Origin of the sequence: Streptomyces sp. CB02056 (assembly GCF_001905545.1) — a bacterium.
GTDB lineage: Bacteria > Actinomycetota > Actinomycetes > Streptomycetales > Streptomycetaceae > Kitasatospora.
Map to the genome: position 1 here is coordinate 723980 of NZ_LIPD01000003.1, position 19122 is coordinate 743101.

Annotated in this window: 13 protein-coding genes and 1 tRNA gene; 5 read left to right on the plus strand and 9 right to left on the minus strand. The window is 72.9% G+C overall.

Annotated features, from left to right (window positions below; translation table 11 throughout):
• Nucleotides 1-2 precede the first annotated feature (2 nt).
• Together AMK13_RS10690 and AMK13_RS10695 are read left to right on the plus strand one after the other, a co-directional pair.
• Complete coding sequence (locus tag AMK13_RS10690; RefSeq protein ID WP_053112322.1) at nt 3-1097, plus strand: class E sortase; 1095 nt, start codon at nt 3-5, stop codon at nt 1095-1097.
• Nucleotides 1098-1134: 37 nt separating this feature from the next.
• A complete protein-coding gene (locus tag AMK13_RS10695) occupies nt 1135-1977 on the plus strand; it encodes a class E sortase (RefSeq protein ID WP_074001949.1) in 843 nt (280 codons plus the stop codon).
• 130 nt (nt 1978-2107) lie between these two features.
• Here AMK13_RS10695 and pknB read toward each other — a convergent pair whose 3' ends face one another.
• From pknB to AMK13_RS10725, 6 genes are all read right to left on the minus strand, one after another.
• Nucleotides 2108-4225, minus strand: coding sequence for a Stk1 family PASTA domain-containing Ser/Thr kinase (pknB, locus tag AMK13_RS10700; RefSeq protein ID WP_074001950.1), 2118 nt, complete (start codon nt 4223-4225; stop codon nt 2108-2110).
• A gap of 260 nt (nt 4226-4485) precedes the next feature.
• A complete protein-coding gene (locus AMK13_RS10705) occupies nt 4486-5943 on the minus strand; it encodes a peptidoglycan D,D-transpeptidase FtsI family protein (RefSeq protein WP_074001951.1) in 1458 nt (485 codons plus the stop codon).
• The gene (locus AMK13_RS10710) at nt 5940-7343 is read right to left on the minus strand and encodes an FtsW/RodA/SpoVE family cell cycle protein (protein WP_074002167.1); all 1404 of its coding nucleotides are present in this window, start codon (nt 7341-7343) and stop codon (nt 5940-5942) included. The genes AMK13_RS10705 and AMK13_RS10710 overlap by 4 nt, the downstream gene beginning before the upstream one ends.
• A gap of 133 nt (nt 7344-7476) precedes the next feature.
• Nucleotides 7477-9096 carry a PP2C family protein-serine/threonine phosphatase gene (locus tag AMK13_RS10715; RefSeq protein ID WP_074001952.1) on the minus strand — a complete coding sequence of 540 codons (1620 nt, stop codon included), beginning with the start codon at nt 9094-9096 and terminating at the stop codon, nt 7477-7479.
• Nucleotides 9097-9149: 53 nt separating this feature from the next.
• Nucleotides 9150-9695, minus strand: coding sequence for an FHA domain-containing protein FhaB/FipA (locus AMK13_RS10720; RefSeq protein ID WP_074001953.1), 546 nt, complete (start codon nt 9693-9695; stop codon nt 9150-9152).
• A gap of 46 nt (nt 9696-9741) precedes the next feature.
• Nucleotides 9742-10611, minus strand: a complete 870-nt coding sequence (locus AMK13_RS10725; RefSeq protein ID WP_074001954.1) for an FhaA domain-containing protein — start codon at nt 10609-10611, stop codon at nt 9742-9744.
• Nucleotides 10612-11032: 421 nt separating this feature from the next.
• On the opposite strand from AMK13_RS10725, the gene AMK13_RS10730 reads away from it, so the two are divergent.
• Nucleotides 11033-11116: transfer RNA gene (locus tag AMK13_RS10730), tRNA-Leu, on the plus strand.
• A gap of 84 nt (nt 11117-11200) precedes the next feature.
• Here the strand turns inward: AMK13_RS10730 and AMK13_RS10735 are convergent.
• Nucleotides 11201-12346, minus strand: coding sequence for a sensor histidine kinase (locus tag AMK13_RS10735; protein WP_079272002.1), 1146 nt, complete (start codon nt 12344-12346; stop codon nt 11201-11203).
• On the minus strand, nt 12343-12996 hold the full coding sequence (locus AMK13_RS10740) for a response regulator (protein WP_234348583.1): 654 nt from the start codon (nt 12994-12996) through the stop codon (nt 12343-12345). Before AMK13_RS10740 ends, AMK13_RS10735 begins: the two co-directional genes overlap by 4 nt.
• A 338-nt stretch (nt 12997-13334) precedes the next feature.
• Between AMK13_RS10740 and AMK13_RS10745 the strand changes: the two genes are divergently transcribed.
• Both AMK13_RS10745 and AMK13_RS43425 read left to right on the plus strand, forming a co-directional pair.
• Nucleotides 13335-15164, plus strand: a complete 1830-nt coding sequence (locus tag AMK13_RS10745; protein ID WP_079272003.1) for a phosphatidylglycerol lysyltransferase domain-containing protein — start codon at nt 13335-13337, stop codon at nt 15162-15164.
• Nucleotides 15165-15441: 277 nt separating this feature from the next.
• Complete coding sequence (locus AMK13_RS43425; RefSeq protein ID WP_158077687.1) at nt 15442-16134, plus strand: hypothetical protein; 693 nt, start codon at nt 15442-15444, stop codon at nt 16132-16134.
• An 82-nt stretch (nt 16135-16216) separates the two neighbouring features.
• On the opposite strand, the gene AMK13_RS10755 is transcribed toward AMK13_RS43425, so the two are convergent.
• A complete protein-coding gene (locus AMK13_RS10755) occupies nt 16217-19060 on the minus strand; it encodes an ATP-binding SpoIIE family protein phosphatase (protein WP_241852818.1) in 2844 nt (947 codons plus the stop codon).
• Nucleotides 19061-19122: the final 62 nt, after the last annotated feature.

Sequence of the window (19122 nt, forward strand, 5' to 3'; positions counted from 1 at the left end):
GCGTGACCTCGCTGCGTCCGGAGGGGCGTTTCCAGCCGGAGGCGGACCCGTACGGCACCGCGCAGCAGTACGGCGGGCCCCGGTACCCGGGCCAGGACGACGGCACCGGCGGTGCGCCGTACCGGCAGGGGATCCCGGTGCAGACCGTGCCCGAGGACGCCTGGGGCGTGTACGAGCAGGCCCAGGAGCCCATCGTGGACGGGCCCGAGTACCCCTGGCTGCCCGACCAGACCCTCCAGCTGCGGCTGCCCCTGGACCTCGGCGCGCCGGCCGCCGAACCGGCCCCCACCGGTGGCCGGGCCGAGCGCCGCCGCGCCGCCCAGGGCCGCACCTCGCTGCGCTCCGGCAGCGGCCGGCGCCGGTCGAACGGCCGCGGCGCCGGGCGGGTGCGCCCCCGGGAGTCCGTGCTCGTGGTGGCCGCCCGGAGCGTCGGCGAGCTGTGCATCACGCTCGGCGTGGTGATGCTGCTCTTCGTCGCGTACCAGCTCTGGTGGACCAACGTGCAGGCCGACGCGGCCGCCGACGGGGCCCGCAACCAGCTGGAGCAGCAGTTCAACGCGGCCGTCGCGCCCGTCCAGCCGGGGCAGCCGGCCCCGGCGCCGGACAAGCCCGAGGTGTTCGAGCCCGGCAAGGGCTTCGCCATCATCTACCTGCCCAAGCTGGGGCTGAAGTTCCCGATCGCCGAGGGCACCTCCAAGTCGGGGGTGCTCGACAACGGCCTGGTCGGCCACTACACGGGAACCGGGATGCCGGGCGACAAGGCGGGCAACTTCGCGCTGGCCGCCCACCGCAACACCCACGGCGAGCCGTTCCGGTACATCAACCAGCTCGGCAAGGGCGACAAGATCGTGGTGGAGACCGCGGCCGGCTACTACACCTACGAGGTCACCGGGGGCATCCCGGAGACCTCCCCCAACAACGTGAGCGTGATCAAGCCGGTGCCGAACGGCGCGGGGTACGCCGGTCCGGGCCGCTACATCACCCTGACCACCTGCACGCCGGAGTTCACCTCCAAGTTCCGCCTCATCGTCTTTGGCAAGATGATCGAGGAACGGCCGCGTGCCCAGGGCAAGCCGGCCGCGATCACGGGCGGGTAGCCGCCCGGCCGCCCGGCCCGGAGGGGGAGCACCGCAGATGCAGGACGAGAGCGCGCGATCGGCCGAACCGGCGCAGGAGGCCTTCGCCCCGCCCGAGCCGCGGGCCGGGCGGGGCCGGAGCCGGGCGCTGGCCGCGCTCGGGGTCTTCGGCGAGCTGCTGATCACCATGGGCCTGGTGCTCGGCCTGTTCGTGGGCTACTCGCTCTGGTGGACCAACGTGCAGGCGGACCGCTCGGCCTCGGCGGCCGCCGACCGGCTGCGCGGCAGCTGGGCCGCGGGCCCGCGCCCCGGCCCCGGGGCGACGCCCGGCGCCGCCCCGGCCCCCGGCGCGTCCGCTGCTCCCGGCGCCCCCGGTGCCGAGCCCGGGTCCGTGCCGAAGCAGTTCGCGGCCGGGGACGACGTCGGCTTCCTGCACGTCCCGGCGATGGGCCGGGACTACCAGGTGCTGATCCGGATGGGCACCTCCACCGAGGTCCTGGACGACGGCGTCGCGGGCGTCTACGAGCAGCCGTACCGGGCCGCGATGCCGTGGGACCAGCAGGGCAACTTCGCGCTGGCCGCCCACCGGGACGGCCACGGCGCCAAGTTCCACGACCTGGACGCCGTCCACCGGGGCGACGCCGTCGTGGTCGAGACCCGGGACAAGTGGTACGTCTACAAGGTCGACAGCACCCTGGCGGAGACGTCCAAGTACGACACCGGCATCGTGGCGCCCGTCCCGGCCCGCTCCGGCTACGAGGGCCCCGGCCGCTACATCACCCTGACCACCTGCACGCCGGTGTACACCTCGCGCTACCGGATGGCCGTCTGGGGGAGCCTGGTGCGGGTGGACGACATGGACGCCAAGCGCACCCCGCCGCCGGAGCTGCGGCACTCCTGAAGCCGCCCACGGGCCTCCTGGAGCCCGTACGGAACGCCCGAGGGCCCGCCGCGTTCGTCGCGGCGGGCCCTCGGGCGTGCTCCGTGCTGCTCGTTCCCCGGCTCAGCCGAACCAGGGGAATACCGGAGGCCTAGTGGTCCCCTTTGGGGGGTGTGGTGGTGGGGTCGCTCCCTTTCGGGGGCTCGGCCGCCTTGGTGTACAGCTGGATCTGGGTGTTCGGGTCGACCTGGGTGCCGGCCGGCGGGTTGCTCTGGAGGATCGTCGCGTTCGGGTCCGGGGGACCGCTGACCACGACGTAGGTCAGGCCGAGCGCCTTCAGCTGGTCCGCGGCGGCGCCCAGCTTGACGTTCGCCAGCGGCGGGACCTGGGGCTTGTCCTGCGCCTTGAAGATCGTCAGCGAGATCTTGCTGTTGGCCGGGGCCTTGGTGTTGGCCGGGATCGACTGCGAGGCGACGGTGTTGACCTTGCTCGGGTCGGGGGCCGGGGCGGTCTTCGAGACGTCCACCTGGAAGCCGAGGCCCTGGAGGGTCGCCTGCGCGTCCTCCTTCTGGGCCCCGGCCACGTTCGGGACGGTCACCTTGGCCTTGCCCTGCGACACGGTCAGCTTGATCGGGGCGCTCGGGTCGACGGCCGCGTTGGGCGCCGGGTCCTGGGCGGTGACGGTGTCCTGCGCGGCGGTGTCGTCGTCCTTGTACTCGGTGGTCACGTTGGTGAAGCCGAGGTCGGCGAGCGCCTTGGTGGCCTGGTCCTTGGGCTTGCCGACCACACCGGGGACCTGCGCCTTGGCCGGGCCCGAGGAGACCTGCACCGTGATGGTGGAGGTCTCGGCGACCTGGGTGCCGGACTGCGGGGTCTGGGTGCAGACCTGGTCCTTCTTGATGTTGGTGTCCGGGCAGGCGATCTTGTCGCCCTCGGTCACCACGAGCTTGGCACCGGCCGCGGCGGCGGCCGTCTTGGCCTCCGCCAGGGTCTTGCCGACCAGGTTCGGCGCGGTGACCTTCGCGGTCTCCTTGGTGCCCTTGTCGGCGAACATCGCCTGGGCGACGAAGAAGGTGCCGACCAGGACCAGCACGGCGGCCACCGCCAGCACGATCCAGGAGGTGTTGCTCTTCTTCGGCGGGTCCTCGCCCCGCCGGCCCCCGCCGCGGCCGTAGCCGTCGTCGTAGCCGTCGTTGCCGCCCGCCTGGCCGGCGTAGGTCTGGCCGTAGCCGTCGTCCTGGTAGCCGCCCTGCTGCCCGTAGCCGGGCTGCCCGGAGGCCTGCGGCAGGACGGTGGTCGGGCCGCCGGGCTGCTGCGGCAGCACGTTGGTCTGGCCGTACGGGTCGTGCTGCTGCGGGTAGCCGTTCTGGTCGTAGCCGTAGCCGCCCGGGCCCATGCCGTACGCGGCCTGCTGGGCGGCGGCCACCGGCAGGCCGTCGAGGAAGCGCTCGATGTCGTCGCGCATCTCGTCGGCGCTCTGGTAGCGGTAGTCGCGGTCCTTGGCGAGCGCCTTCAGCACGATCGCGTCGACCTCGGGGCGCACCTCGGGGTCGAAGACCGACGGCGGCTGCGGCTCCTCCCGGACGTGCTGGTAGGCCACCGCGACGGGCGAGTCGCCGACGAACGGCGGGCGCACGGTCAGCAGCTCGTAGAGCAGGCAGCCGGTGGAGTAGAGGTCGGAGCGGGCGTCGACCTGCTCGCCCTTGGCCTGCTCGGGGGAGAGGTACTGGGCGGTGCCGATGACGGCCGAGGTCTGCGTCATGGTCATCCCGGCGTCACCCATCGCACGGGCGATGCCGAAGTCCATGACCTTGACGTTGCCCTGCCGGGTCAGCATCACGTTGGCCGGCTTGATGTCGCGGTGCACGATGCCGGCCCGGTGCGAGTACTCCAGGGCCTGGAGGATGCCGATGGTCATCTCCAGCGCGCGCTCGGGCAGCAGCCGGCGGCCGGAGTGCAGCAGCTCGCGCAGCGTGGACCCCTCGACGTACTCCATCACGATGTACGGGATGGAGATGCCGTCGATGTAGTCCTCGCCGGTGTCGTACACGGCGACGATGGCGGGGTGGTTCAGGGACGCCGCCGACTGCGCCTCGCGGCGGAACCGGGCCTGGAACGACGGATCCCGGGCCATGTCGGCCCGGAGCGTCTTCACAGCGACGGAGCGGCCGAGTCGGGTGTCATGGGCGAGGTACACCTCGGCCATGCCGCCGCGTCCGAGGACGCCGCCGAGCTCGTACCTGCCGCCGAGGCGACGAGGCTCTTCCATAGTTCCGACCCTCTCCCTCACCCGCCGGTGAGGTTGTGACGTAGGTGTCCCCGCACGCTCTGGGTGACGCCGCGCGGTCCGCGACCGGTTCTCCGGCCGGGCCGTGCGGTGCCTCGCGGGCGGCAACGGGCACACCCGCTGCTGGCGGATACGCTACCGGTCGGACCGCAGCGGACCGGAGTCAGCCGTCGGCCGATACCAGACCGGTATCCGGACGGGGCTGCCCATCGTGACATTCCCCTCACCCCGGACCCGCGCTCCTACTTGCCGAGTGCGGCCTGCATCACCGCCTTGGCGATCGGGGCGGCGAGGCGGCCGCCGCTGATGCCGTCGCGGTTCTGGGAGCCGTCCTCGACCACCACCGCGACCGCGACCGACTGGCCGTCCGGGGTCTTCGCCCAGGAGGTGAACCAGGCGAACGGGAGCCCGGCGTTGTCCTCGCCGTGCTGCGCGGTGCCGGTCTTGCCGCCGACCTGCAGGCCGGGGATCTTGGCGTTGGTGCCGGTGCCGTTCTCGACCACCGAGACCATCAGGTCCTGCATCTTCTGCGCGGTGGCCGGGCTCATCGCCTGGGAGAACTGCTTCTCGGTGTGCTTGGAGACGGTGGTCAGCGTGGCCGAGCGCTCCTGGTCGACCATGTACGGCTGCATCAGGCTGCCGTTGTTGGCGATCGCGGCGGAGACCATGGCCATCTGGAGCGGGGTGGCGCGGGTGTCGTGCTGGCCGATCGAGTCCTGGGCGGTGCCGTCCGGGCTCGAGCTGTCCGGGAAGACGCTCTTCTCGGAGCGGACCGGGGTGTCGATCGTGCTGTTGAAGCCGAACTTCTCGGCCTGCGCCCGCATCCGCTCCTTGCCCAGGTCCGCGCCCATCTTGGCGAAGACCGTGTTGCAGGACTGGTCCATCCCGGACTTGATCGTGGCGTTCTCGCAGCGCTCGTTCGGGCTCTCGTTCTTCAGCTGGGTGGTCGTGCCGGGCAGGACGTACGGCTCCGGGGTGTCCGTGGCGTCGTCGATGCTCTGGTAGCGGCCGTTCTCGAACGCCGCGGTCGCGGTGACCAGCTTGAAGGTCGAGCCGGGCGGATAGGTCTCCTTCAGCGCCCGGTTGAGCGTCGGCTTGTTCGGGTCCGCGTCGAGGGCCTTCCAGGCGTTCTGGTCGGCCGTCTCGCCGCCGGCGAAGGTGCCCGGGTCGTAGGACGGGGTGGAGACCAGGCCCAGGATCGCGCCGGTCTTCGGGTCGAGCGCGACCACCGCGCCCTTCTTGTTGCCCATCGCGTCGAAGGCGGCCTTCTGCACCTTGGCGTTGATGGTGGTGACGACGTCGCCGCCGCGCTTCTGCTCGCCCGTCAGCATGTCCAGGGTGTTGCGGAAGAACAGCCGGTCGTCGGTGCCGGAGAGGATGCCGTCCTCCAGGTTCTCCAGCTGGCTGGAGCCGTAGGCCTGGGAGGAGTAGCCGGTCACCGGGGCGTACATCGGGCCGTCGACCCAGGACCGCTTGTACTTGTAGCGCAGGCCGTTGACGAAGTCGGACTTCGTGACCGGCTGGCCGCTGACGATGATGTTGCCGCGCGGGTGGGCGTACCGGTCGTACAGCTGGCGCTTGTTGTTCTTGTTGGTGGCCCAGGACTCGGCCTGGACGCCCTGCACCCAGTTGGTGCGCACCATCAGGGCCAGGATCAGGACGAGGCAGAAGATCGATACCCGGCGGATCGGCTTGTTCATCGGGCTGGTCCCTCCTGGCCCTCGGTGGCCGGGGCCGGTTCGGCCCCCGGTCGGCGGGCGCTGTCGCTGATCTTCAGCAGGATCGCGACCAGCGCCCAGTTGGCGACCACGGACGAACCGCCCTGCGCGAGGAACGGCATGGTCATACCGGTGAGCGGGATCAGCCCGGTGACACCGCCGGCCACGACGAACACCTGGATCGCCATCGCCGAGGAGAGGCCGACGGCGAACAGCTTGCCGAACGGGTCGCGGGCGGCGAGCGCGGTGCGCAGGCCGCGCTGCACCAGCAGGGCGTACAGCAGGAAGATCGCCATCAGGCCGGTCAGCCCGAGCTCCTCGCCGAACGAGCCCAGGATGAAGTCGCTCTTGGCGGCGAAGGCGATCAGCCAGGAGCGGCCCTGGCCCAGGCCGGAGCCGGTGACCCCGCCGGAGCCGAGCGCCATCAGCGACTGGCCGATCTGCTCGGTGGCGCCCTTCGGCGGGTTGGCGCCGAAGGCGGCCATCGGGTCGAGCCAGGCGTCGATGCGGACCTTCACGTGGCTCGCGGTCGAGGCGACCGCGACCGCGCCGCCGACCGACATCAGCAGGCCGAACAGGATCCAGCTGGTCCGCTCGGTGGCGACGTAGAGCATCACCACGAACAGGCCGAAGAACAGGAAGGACGTGCCCAGGTCGTTCTCGAAGATCAGGATCAGCAGGCTGAGCAGCCAGATCACGATGATCGGGCCGAGGTCGCGGCCGCGCGGCAGGTACAGGCCCATGAACCGGCGGCTGGCCAGCGCCAGGGCGTCCCGCTTGACCATCAGGTAGCCGGCGAAGAACACGGTCAGGACGATCTTGGCGAACTCGCCCGGCTGGATGGAGAAGCTGCCCATCCGGATCCAGATCTTGGCGCCGAAGTCCTCCGCCCGGGACGGGAAGAAGGCCGGCGCCGCGAGCAGGACCAGGGCCACCACCATCGAGATGTAGGTGTAGCGCTGGAGCACCCGGTGGTCCTTCAGCAGCACCATCACCCCGATGAAGCCGGCGATCCCGAGGGCCGACCACATCAGCTGGTTCTCGGCCGCCGGGTAGTTGCCCCGGAGCAGCTTGCCCGCCTTGTCCAGCCGCCAGATCATCACCACCCCGAGGCCGTTGAGCAGGGTGGCGATCGGCAGCATCAGCGGGTCCGCGTACGGCGCGAAGCGGCGCACCAGCAGGTGCGCGACCAGTGCCAGGGCGCCCATGCCGAGCCCGTAGCCGAGCATGCCCGCGGGCAGCTTGGCGTCCATCGCGAGGCCGACGTTGGCGTACGCGAGGACCGGCAGCAGCACCGCGAAGACCAGCAGGGCCAGCTCGGTGTTGCGCCGGTTCGGCGCCTCCTGCGGGGAGATCGTGGTGTTGCCCCGCCGACGGGGGATCGTGCGTTCGGCCGCCGCCCGGCGTCGGCCGGACCGGGTGGTTTCCTGGCTCAGGTCGTAGCTGCTCACGTGGTGACCGCTCCCTGACGGCCGGCAAACCCGCTCGGGGCGGTCCTATGTCGGATCACGGACGTCACTGCTTCGGGCAGGAGTTGGCCCGGCTGAGTTCCTCTTCGGTCAGTGGGGGGGCCTGGTCGCCCTGCGCGCCGGTGGCCGGAGGGGTCGCGTTCGGCGCCGGGGCGGGTGCCGTCGGGGCGGTCGGCGAGGCCGGGGGCGCGGTGGTCGGCGTGGTGGCGGCCGGACCGCGGTTCTTCTCGGTCGGGGTGGGCGTGCTGGCCAGGTACGCGGCCTGTGTCGCCTGGGTGGCGGGCGGTACGGCCGGGGCGGTCGCCTTGGCGGCCTTCTGGCAGAGCTGGACCCAGCCGTCGAGCTCGTTGACCGTCGACTGGGCGTCCTTCATGCTGCCGACCGAGATGGTCTTCTTCACGTGGACCTGCTGGTCCTCGGGCAGCCACTTCAGCTGGATCCTGCTGTACGAGGAGTGCACCGAGGACAGGCTCACCCCGGCCAGGTTCTGGTTGATGCCCTGGTAGATCGCGACGTGGTCGTCCTGGGTGCCGACGTAGTACTGGTCCTGGGTCCACTGGTAGCCGAAGTAGCCGGCGCCGCCGAGCAGGCCCAGCGTGACCAGGGCGGCCAGCGAGACCGTCAGGCCCTTGCGCTTGCGCCTCGAGGGCCGCTCCTCGTCGAAGTCCTCGGTGCCGTACACCGAGGGCTCGCCGGAGCCGGGGCCGTACTCGCCCTCGTAGCCCTCGGCGGGACCGAAACCGTTCTGCGCGGGGCCGAAGCCCTCCGCGTAGCCCTCGGCCGGGCCGAAGGCGCCCTGCGGGCCGCGGCCGAGGCCGGCGGCGCGGCCGGCCGGGGTGTCCGCGATCGAGCGGTCGGCGGCGGCCGAGGACGGCGGGGCGTCGGCGACCGCGCCGACCACCACCGGGACGTCGTTGAACTGGCCGCTCATGGTGTCCGTGGCGCCGACGTCGATGACGTCCGCCACGATGCAGGTGATGTTGTCCGGACCGCCGCCGCGCAGCGCGAGCTGGATCAGCTCCTGCACGGTCTGCTCGGGCGCGTAGTAGCTGCCGAGGGTGTCCTGGAGGGTCTGGTGGCTGACCGGGCCGGAGAGGCCGTCGGAGCAGATCAGGTAGCGGTCGCCGGCCCGGACCTCGCGGATCGACAGGTCGGGCTCGACCTGGCCGCGGCCGTCCAGCGCCCGCATCAGCAGCGAGCGCTGCGGGTGGGTCTCGGCCTCCTCGGGCGTGATCCGGCCCTCGTCGACCAGGCGCTGCACCCAGGTGTGGTCCTGGGTGATCTGCACCAGGGAACCGTCGCGCAGCAGGTAGGCGCGGGAGTCGCCGACGTGCACCATGCCCATCCGCTGGCCCGTCCACAGCATGGCGGTGAGCGTGCAGCCCATGCCCTCCAGCTGCGGGTCCTCCTCGACCATCTGCCGGAGCCGGTCGTTGGCGCCCTGGACGGCGTCGCCCAGCAGGGTCAGCAGGTCGGGGCCCGGCACGTCCTCGTCCAGCCGGACGATCGAGCCGAGCACCTCGGAGGAAGCGACCTCGCCGGCCGCGGCGCCGCCCATGCCGTCGGCCACGGCCAGCAGCCGCGGCCCGGCGTAGCCGGAGTCCTCGTTCCCCTCCCGGATCAGTCCCTTGTGGGAGCCGGCGGCGAAGCGCAGCACCAGGGTCATGCGACCTGTGCCCCCCTCTGGGTCATGGACGGGATGCTGTCCCTCATGCGCTACTACTTCCGCAGTTCGATGACGGTCCTGCCGATACGGATCGGCATGCCCGGCTGGAGCGGAGTGGGCGCGGTCAGGCGCTGCCGGTCCAGATAGGTGCCGTTGGTGGAGCCTAGATCCTCGACCGTCCACTGCCCAGTCTGATCCGGATAGATCCTGGCATGCCGGGAGGACGCGTAGTCGTCGTCCAGCACGATGGTGGAGTCGTGCGCGCGGCCGAGCGTGATGGTCTGGCCCTGGAGCGCCACCGTGGTGCCGGCCAGCGAGCCCTGCACCACGACGAGCTGGGTCGGACCGCCGCGGCGGCGCCCGCCGCCGCCCTGGGTCTGGGCCGCCGCGGGGCCGGCCTGGGTCGGCGCCGCGGCGCGTGCGGCGGTCGAGGTGGCCGCGCCGCCGCCGGTCGTGGCGCTCGCGCCCCGACGGGAGGAGCGCGGGTTCACCTTGGTGCCGAACAGGTCGCTGCGGATCACCTGGATCGCGACGATGACGAACAGCCACAACACGGCCAGGAAGCCCAGCCGCATGACCGTGAGGGTCAGTTCTGACATGACCGTCCCGCCAGTCGGTGAGCGAGGCGCGCGAACAATTCGGACACTACCCTTCGACCTGCCGGTAGACGATGGTGGTGGAGCCCACGACGATTCGCGAGCCGTCGCGGAGCGTAGCGCGCTGGGTGTGCTGTCCGTCCACCACGATGCCGTTGGTGGACCCCAGGTCGAGCACCATCGAAGGGGTGCCGGGCCGGATCTCGGCGTGCTTGCGGGAGACCCCGGGGTCGTCGATCCGCACGTCCGCCTCGGTCGAGCGGCCGAGCACGCAGGCCGAGCCGGTGATCTGGTGGCGGGCGCCGTTCACCTCGATCCAGCGGCGCGTCCCGGCGCCGCCGTGGCCCGCGCCGGGGAACGCCCGGACGTTGCCGCCCGCGGGCGCCGGCTGACCGGGGGGCATCGCGGGGGGCGCGGCCGGCGGCGGGGGCGCGTTGTACTGGCCGGCGCCGGGCTGCTGCCACGGTGCGCCGGGGGCCGGTGCGGCCGGCGCACGGTCGTAGCCGGGCTGCGGCGGCGCGTACTGCTGCTGCTGCGGGGGCTCCTCGGCGGCGAGGGTGCGGCTGCGCACCCGGTACAGCCCGGTGTCCAGGTCGTCGGCCTTCTCCAGGTTCACCTGGAGCGGGCCCATGAAGGTGTACCGCTGGGCCTCCGCGTACTCGCGGACCATGCCGGCCAGTTCGGTGCCGAGCTGCCCGGAGTAGGGGCTCAGCCGCTCGTGGTCGTGCGGGCTCAGTTCGACGATGAAGTCGTTCGGCACGACGGTGCGGTCGCGGTTCCAGATGCTCGCGTTGTTGTCGCACTCGCGCTGCAGCGCTCCGGCGATCTCCACGGGCTGGACCTCGGACTTGAACACCTTGGCGAAGGTGCCGTTGACGAGACCCTCGAGCCGCTGCTCGAACTTCTTCAGCACTCCCATGGGGCACCCCCTTCCAGGGTTCGTTCGCCTGCCTGCCGGCCGGATCCCGCCCGGGACCCGGTCGCGCCTCCTACTTGCGGTACTTCCGTACTGATCGTATCCACGCCGGGCCCTTCCGTACGGTTCCCGGACCGTGTGGTGCCCGGGGGTGGGCTCGGACACACAGGGTGACGCATGTCGGGTACGGCACGCCAGGTGTGCCCGTCGGAGCACCCTTCCGGCAGTCGCACGGGCGTGCGTCGGGCATCGGTTCGGGTGCCGTGGGCCTCCCCGGACAACGGATTCGGAGCAGCCCCCCAGGTCGTGCTAATGTTTTCCACGTCGGAAGGGCCGCCCGAAAGGGAGGCCGGTCCAGGAAGCGCGAAGTACCGATGGTACCGAGTGGTTCGGAAGGCCGGTCGGCAACGAGGACAACACCCATGCGCGGGTGGCGGAATAGGCAGACGCGCTGGATTCAGGTTCCAGTGCCCGAAAGGGCGTGGGGGTTCAACTCCCCCCTCGCGCACAGCGAAGCCCCGCAGATCTACGGATCTGCGGGGCTTTTTTGTCGTCCGCTCCCCGGTGGCGTGGATTTCGGGGGCGGGCGGGATCAGCCGCGGCTGGCCGGGAGTTCGGCGCGGACCTCGAAGCCGCCGTCCTGGGTCGGCCCCGCGGTGAGGGTGCCGCCCAGCAGCTGGGCGCGCTCGCGCAGGCCGACCAGGCCGTGGCCGCCGCCCGGCAGGGTCTCGGCCGGACGCACCGGCGGGGCCTCGTTGCGGACCTCGACCCGCAGCCGGCGGCCCTTCGCCCGGACCCGGACGTGCACCGCCGCCTCCGGGGCGTACTTGGTGATGTTGGTGAGCGCCTCCTGGACGGTGCGGTAGGCGGCCCGCTCGACCGCCTCCGGCCACGGGCGGTCGCCGGGGACCAGCTCGGTGTCCGCGGCCAGGCCGCTCTGCTCGATCAGCCGGGGCAGGTCGGCCAGCCGGGGCTGCGGGGCGAGCGGGGCGTCCGGCAGCCCGCCGGTGCCGCGCAGCACCCCGACCATCTGCCGCAGCTCGTCCAGGGTCCGTACGGACAGTTCCCGGATGGTGCGGGCGGCGGTCACCGCGGCCGGGTCGGGGCTGCTCACCTGGAGTGCGCCCGCCTGGATGCTGATCAGGCTGACCTGGTGCGAGACCACGTCGTGCATCTCCCGGGCCAGCCGGCCGCGCTCGCTGATCAGCACCCGCTCGGCCAGCAGCCGACTCTCCCGCTCCTGGCCGCGGGTCAGCTCGTCCAGCCGGGCGGCCAGCTCCCGCCGGGTGCGGGCGAGCAGACCGGTGGCGGCCGGGCCGGCCGCCAGCATCACGGCCTGGATGGCGTCCAGCGCGGTGGCGCGGCTGAGGTCGAGGACGTCCTGGGGCAGCGGCCAGTGGAAGAACTCGACCAGCGCGAACAGGACGCCGCAGGGGATCACGACCCGGGGGCGGGGGCGCTCGGCGGCCACCGAGTAGACGGCCGTGATCGGGGCCAGCCAGATCTCGTCCACCCAGCTGCCCGGCATGGTGAGGAGCAGCGCCACCACCGGGAAGCGGCGGCGCCAGAACAGGGCGACGGCGGCCAGCGTGGACAGCGCCACCTGCCACCAGGCGGCCTCCCGGGCCACCAGGGCGGCGTCCAGCAGGGCGTACAGGACGGGCAGCAGCAGCATCAGCCAGGGGGCGGTGCACCAGGCCGGCAGCCGTCGGGACGGCAGTTGGTCGGCGGTCGTCATGCCCCGTCGCCGGGCTTGGGCCGGACCAGACCGGCCCGGTGGGCCAGGACGGCGGCCTGGACCCGGTTGGCGGCGCCGAGCTTGCCGAGGATCGCGCTGATGTGGTCCTTGACCGTGCCGGTGCCGAGGAACAGCCGGTCGGCGATCTCGGCGTTGGACAGGCCCTCGCCGAGCAGCGAGAGCACGTCCAGCTCGCGGCCGGTGAGGGTGCGGGCGAGCGCGGTGGCCTCGGCGTCCGGGCCGCCGCCGTCCACGTAGCCGCCGATCACGGTGCGGGTGACGGTCGGGGAGAGGATGTTGCCGCCGGCCGCGAGCACCCGGACGGCGTGCACCAGCTGGTCGGGGGCGGTGTCCTTGAGCAGGAAGCCGGCCGCGCCGGCCCGCAGCGCGGTGCCGATGTACTCGTCGGTGTCGAAGGTGGTGAGCATCGCCACGGCGGGCGGGTCGGGCAGGGCGCGCAGGCGGCGCAGCACCGAGATGCCGTCGAGGTCGGGCATCCGGATGTCGAGCAGCACCACGTGCGGGCGCAGCCGCTGGACGTGCTCCTCGGCCTGCCCGCCGGAGCAGTCGCCGACCACCTCCAGGTCGGCGGCGGAGCCGACGATCAGCCCCAGGCCGGAGCGGACCAGGATCTCGTCGTCGACGATCAGCACGCGGGTGGTGGTGATGGTGCCTCCTCGGTTCGGGCGGCCGGGTCGGGGCGGTCCGCGTGGGTCGTTTCGAGGGTAGGGGTAGGCGGGGCGGGGTGCCGAACGTGCGGCGGGCGGTCACCCCCGCCGTTCGGCGGGGGTGGGAATCCGCTACCCGGTTCACGCAATTCTCAGGCTGGGTGGGGAAACATGGAGTTGGCTGACTCTTTTCCGGCCGCTTCTCCATTTCGGGCGGTCGGCCGGGCGAGGTCGCCGGTCAGTCCGTCGGGCCCGAGCGGGCGCCCGGCGCCGGGCCGTTCGCGGATGCGCCCCACCATCTGATCGTTTGGAATTGAGCTGTGTCGTCCACTGTGAAGTCGGAGCCGTCCGCCACGTCCCCCGGGCCCCGGCCCGTCGACGAGCCCGGTCGCTGGCGTCCGAGGGCCGCCGCGGCCTCCGTCTGGTACCTGCGGCTGATCGCGCTGCTGAACGTGGCGACGGTCCTGCTGGTGCCCTTCCGGAACCAGGTCAGCGAGCACAACGAGGGTGAGTACTTCACCCCGTACCTGATGACCTCCGGGCTGGCCAGCGCGGTGCTGTCGGTCTTCCTCGCGATCGCGATGCGGCGGCGCAAGCGGGCCGCGTGGATCTTCAACACGGCGCTCGGCGGTCTCTTCGCGCTGCTCTACCTGGCGTTCATGCTGGTGCCGGACGAGCGCTTCAACAGGCACCCGCTCAACTACTTCTCCACTGTCCTGACCTGCCTGTTCGTCCTGGCGCTGCTGGTCGGGCGGAAGGAGTTCACGTCCAAGGGCGACAGCTCCAACCCGAAGACCGCGGCGGCCACCTTCGTCGGCGGGCTGGCGTTCGGCGGCGGGGTCGGGGCGCTGCTGGTCTGGATGACCAACGAGCTCTCCGGCGCCGGCTTCTGGGACCTGTTTCGGTACTCGGTCGGCCGGATGATCACGATCACCCCGACCGAGCACCTGCGCTCGGTGATCGCCGCGCCGACCTGGGTGAACGCCGCGATCAACGCGATGGGCGCGGTGCTCTTCCTGCTGGTGCTGTACGTCGCCTTCCGCAGCCCGCGCGGCAAGGAGCTGCTCACCGCCGAGGACGAGGCCAGGCTGCGCGGGCTGCTGGACAAGCAGGGCGAGCGGGACTCGCTCGGCTACTTCGCGCTGCGCCGGGACAAGGCGGTGGTCTTCTCCCCCAGCGGCAAGGCGGCGGTCACCTACCGGGTCATCGGCGGCGTCTCGCTCGCCTCGGGCGACCCGATCGGGGACCCGGAGGCCTGGCCGGGCGCGATCGACGCCTGGCTGTCCGAGGCCCGCGAGCACGCCTGGGCGCCGGCCGTGATGGGCGCCTCCGAGGAGGCCGGGGTGATCTACGCCCGGCACGGGCTGGACGCGCTGGAGCTGGGCGACGAGGCGATCGTCGAGCTGGACGAGTTCTCGCTGGACGGCCGCGCGATGCGGGTGGTCCGGCAGGCCTACAACCGGGTCAAGCGGGCCGGGTACACGGTGCGGATCCGCCGGCACGAGGACATCTCCGAGGCGGAGATGGCCGAGCTGGTGGCCAAGGCCGACGAGTGGCGCGACGGGGCGACCGAGCGCGGCTTCTCGATGGCGCTCGGCCGGCTCGGCGACCCGGGCGACGGCCGCTGCGTGATGCTGGAGTGCCACGACGGGGACGGCGAGCTCAAGGCGCTGCTGAGCTTCGTGCCGTGGGGCCCGGACGGGCTCTCGCTGGACCTGATGCGCCGGGCCCGGGACACCGAGAACGGCCTGATGGAGTTCATGGTCATCGAGCTGCTGCAGCGCGCCGACGAGGTCGGGCTGAAGCGGGTGTCGCTGAACTTCGCGATGTTCCGTTCCGTCTTCGAGCGCGGTTCGCGCCTCGGCGCCGGCCCGGTGCTGCGGCTGTGGCGCTCGATCCTGGGATTCTTCTCGCGCTGGTGGCAGATCGAGTCGCTGTACCGCGCCAATGCCAAGTACCGCCCGATCTGGGAACCGCGTTACCTGCTCTTCGAGAAGAGCAGCGAGATTCCGCGGATCGGTATCGCGAGCGCGCGCGCCGAGGGTTTCATCGTGGCGCCGAGCCTGCCCGCCCTGTTCCGCCGCCGGCACGCCCGGGCCGCCGTGGTGGCGCCGCGGGTCCCGGTGGCGGCCCGGGACGGGAAGGGGTAGCCCTCCGTCGGGGGGCGGAGGGGACCGGCCGGTCGAATTGGGGGGCTGATGGGGGGATTGCCTCCCCCCAGAGGATGACCCGACTCCCCATCCGTGCCGATGTGGCTTTGTTAACTGGCTTCTAATGTTGGAGTAGTAGAGCGTTCGGGGATTCGGAGAAACTGTTGTGATGCACAGGACCCACGCGGGGGGCGTGCGAAAGGGGCCGCTGGCAATCGCCGGAGCGGCCGCTGTCGCCGAGTGGGGAACGCTGTTCGCGACGGTCCGGGATGCGGTGGTGCGAAAGAAGTTCGCCGCCGTTCCCCTGGCCACCGTCGCGACGTTTCTGATCCTGCTGTTCAGCGTCGTCCAGCACCTGCCGGGCGGCGAGCGTTTCGTGAACAACATCGGGGTGGTGCGGGCGGCGCTGCCGCTGGACGTCTCGCTGCTGCGGACCCCGCTCTCGCTGTACGTGCCGGCGCTGGACCTTCCGGTCTGGGGGGCGCTGGCCCAGGTGTTCGTGGTCTTCTCGATCGCCGAGATCGTGCTCGGCCGGCGGATGACCCTGGTGGTCGCCTACACCTGCACCCTGGCGGGCACGCTGTTCGCCCGGGTCGGCGTGGCGATCGGGCCGCACCACCTGTTCGGCTTCCCGAAGTGGGTCGCCTACGTGCGGGACACCGGGCCCTCGGCCGCGGTGGTGGCGCTGGCGATCTGCATCGCGTTCCGCTGCCGGGCCTGGCTCACCGCCGGCCTGGTGGTGGCGGTGATGATCGGCGAGGCGGTCGTGCTGCCGAACCTGGCCGGTCTGGAGCACGTGGTCGCGGTGATCACCGCGCTGCTGATCGCCGTCTCGGTCGAGGTCTTCGGGGACTTCTGGCCGCGGGTGCTGGCCGGGGTCGGCGCCGCCGCCTCGGTGGCCGCGGCCGCCTCGCGGGAGGTCGCGGTGGAGGCCCGTCGGCGCACCTCGGCGGGGGCCGTCATCCCCTGACGGGCGCCGACCGCGCTCAAGCCGGCCGCGTACGGGTGCCCGTACGCGGCCGTTCGGTGTCCGGGGCCCGTCGGCGCGGCCGTCAGGCGTGCGGGAGCGGGAGCTCGAACCAGACGACCTTGCCCACCGCCTTGCGGGCGGTGCCCCAGCGTTCGGCGAGCTTGGTGACCAGGGTGAGGCCGCGGCCGGTCTCGCCGAGCTGCTCGGCCGGCTCCAGCGAGGGCAGGTTGTGGTTGTCGTCGCTGACCTCGACCAGCAGTTTGTCCACCCGGATCAGCTGGAGCTTCACGGTGTCCCGGGCGACCCGGACGGCGTTCGTCACCAGCTCGCTGACCAGCAGCTCGGTGGTGTCGCTGAGCGCCTCCAGGTGCCAGCCGGCCAGCTGCTCGCGGACCAGCGAGCGGGCCCGGCCGACCTCGCGGTGGTCCACGGTGAGGTCCCAGGTGGCCACCTCGGACGGGGCGACCCCGTCGAAGCGGGCCACCAGCAGGGCGACGTCGTCCTTGCGGTCGTCCGAGTGCAGCCGGCGCAGCACCACGTCGCAGGCCTGCTCGGGGCTCTGCCGGGGGTCGATCAGGTTGCCGCAGAGCGCGGCCAGGCCGGCTCCTATGTCCCCGCCCCGGACCTCGACCAGGCCGTCGGTGCAGAGCACCAGCATCGAGCCGTCCGAGACGTCGATGGTCTTGGCGACGAACGGCACCCCGCCGACGCCGATCGGCGCGCCGGCCGGGATCTCCAGCAGCTCGCCGGTGCCGTCCGGGTGCACCAGTACGGGCGGGACGTGGCCGGCGCTGGCCAGCTCGCAGGTCCGGTTGATCGGGTCGTAGACCGCGTACAGGCAGGTCGCGAGGTGGTCGTCGCCGAGCTTGTGGGCCAGGTTGTCCAGGTGGCGCAGCAGCTGGCCGGGCGGCAGGTCCAGGGCGGCGAGGGTCTGCATCGCGGTGCGGAAGCGGCCCATCGCGGCGGCCGAGTGGATGCCGTGGCCCATCACGTCGCCGACCACCAGGGCGACCCGGCTGCCGGGCAGCTGGATCGCGTCGAACCAGTCGCCGCCGACCTCGGCCTTGGGGTCGCCGGGCAGGTAGCGGTGGGCGATCTGCACGCCGGGGATCTGCGGCGGGCGGGTCGGGATCATCGAGCGCTGCAGGGTGGTGGCGACCCTGGCCTCGGCGCGGTGCAGCCGGGCGTTGTCCAGCGACAGCGCGGCGCGGACGGCCAGCTCCTTGAGGGTCGCGGCGTCGCTCTCGTCGAAGGGCGCGCGGTCCGGCAGCCGGAGCAGCTTGAGGATGCCCAGCACGGTGCCGCGGGCGGAGAGCGGGACGACCAGCATCGAGCGGCCGGTGACCACCGGGGTCAGCCGGGCGTCGCCGAGCGCGATCGCGTAGTCGACCGCGACGTCCGGGCTGACCACCGGGACCAGCACCGGCTGGTTCAGCTGGAGGGCCATCCCGGGCGGGGTGCGGCGGGGCATGCTGACCAGCGAGCCCTCGGAGAGCACGTGGTCCCAGACGCCGCCGGTCTCGTTGTAGACCAGGGCGACCCGGCGCAGCATGGTGTCGTCGTCCGGGCGGGCGGCCGGCAGCTCGGAGTCCGAGATCAGCCCGTCCACCAGGTCCACGCAGGCGAAGTCGGCGACCCGGGGGACCAGCACCTGGCAGAGCTCGTGGGCGGTGAAGCCGAGGTCCAGCGTGGTGCCGACCTTGCCGCCGACCTCGTTCAGCAGGGCCAGCTGCTCGCCGGCCTGCCCGTTGGTGAGGAACGGGCCGAGCCGGCCGCCGGTCGGGCCCTCGCCGCCCGCGGGGGCGGGGACCGGGACGGTGGCGGGCGGGGCCTGGTCGGTGCGCAGCGGCGGACGGCCGGTGGCGGACGGCTCGACGGTGGCGTGCTCGATGGCTGCGGCTCCTGCGGTGGGCGGGGGCACCTCCCGGCCGGAGGCGGGGGGAGGGACGGACGGGCCGGCGCCCGCCGAGCCGCCGCCGACGGCGGCCACCGGCCGGACGGCGGAGGGGGCCGCGGGCTGGGCGGCGGGGCGGTCCGGGGTCTCGCGCTGGACGGGCAGCGGGCCGGGCGGCCGGCGGCCGGGCGCGCCCTGCTCGGGCTGCGGCGGCGGGCCGACCCGGGCGACCCGCTGCTGGGGCGTCGGGTAGCGGCGGCCGAGGCCGGCGGCCGCCTGCGCCCTGCCGGTCTGGGCGTCGGCGGGCAGCACCGGCAGCACGGTGGCCGGGTCCAGCCGCAGGGCGGGCAGTCCGCCCCGTTCCAGCGCGGCCAGCAGCGCCGCGCGGTGGGCGGCGGGCAGCAGCCGGACCAGCGGCTCGGGCACCGGCAGGCCGGCCGGGGTGAGCGCCGCGGCCAGGGCGTGGAAGCCGCCCCGGACGCCGGGCGCGGCGGCGAAGGGGAGCAGCCGCTCGCCGAGCGCGAGCCGCGGCCCGGTGGCGCGCAGCGGGCGGGCGTCGGCGGCCAGCGCCAGCAGCCCGCCGACCGGGCCGGGCAGCGGGTACGCCCACCAGAGCACGTCGCGCTGGTGCTCCTCGCGGTCGGTGACGGTCAGCCTTCCGATCCAGGGGCGGCCGTCGGCGGTCCGCTCGGCGAGGGTGTCGAACGCGTCGCAGGGGCGGCGGACGGAGCAGCGTTCGAGCACCCGCGACTCCAGGGCGGGCAGCAGGCCGGAGGCCGGGCGGTCGTGGGCGACGTCGGCGCGGTGGCCGAAGAGCTCCTCGGCGGCCCGCCCCCACTGCGCGATCCGGCCGGACCGGTCGACCAGGACGGGGGCGAGCCGGACCAGGGCGGCCACCCCCGTCGGGTGGTCGCCCGGCGCGGTTCCGTCGCCCGCCGGCCGCGGTGTGGAGTTGGACTCGGCCACCATGGATTCGCTCTGCTCCCGCCTGGCCGCCGCGCCCGGGGCGGCCGTCTCTCCGGAGGAAGGCACGCTGTGCGGATACCAGCGAAGCACGGACCGGGCCGGGCTCGACACCGAAACGGGGAGATTCC

Excerpts from the sequence above, each read along its gene's own strand:
- AMK13_RS10720 (WP_074001953.1), bottom strand. The coding sequence starts at position 9,695 with ATGTCAGAACTGACCCTCACGGTCATGCGGCTGGGCTTCCTGGCCGTG.
- AMK13_RS10735 (WP_079272002.1), bottom strand. The coding sequence starts at position 12,346 with ATGACGACCGCCGACCAACTGCCGTCCCGACGGCTGCCGGCCTGGTGC.
- AMK13_RS10695 (WP_074001949.1), top strand. The coding sequence starts at position 1,135 with ATGCAGGACGAGAGCGCGCGATCGGCCGAACCGGCGCAGGAGGCCTTC.
- pknB (WP_074001950.1), bottom strand. The coding sequence starts at position 4,225 with ATGGAAGAGCCTCGTCGCCTCGGCGGCAGGTACGAGCTCGGCGGCGTC.
- AMK13_RS10715 (WP_074001952.1), bottom strand. The coding sequence starts at position 9,096 with ATGACCCTGGTGCTGCGCTTCGCCGCCGGCTCCCACAAGGGACTGATC.
- AMK13_RS10705 (WP_074001951.1), bottom strand. The coding sequence starts at position 5,943 with ATGAACAAGCCGATCCGCCGGGTATCGATCTTCTGCCTCGTCCTGATC.
- AMK13_RS10725 (WP_074001954.1), bottom strand. The coding sequence starts at position 10,611 with ATGGGAGTGCTGAAGAAGTTCGAGCAGCGGCTCGAGGGTCTCGTCAAC.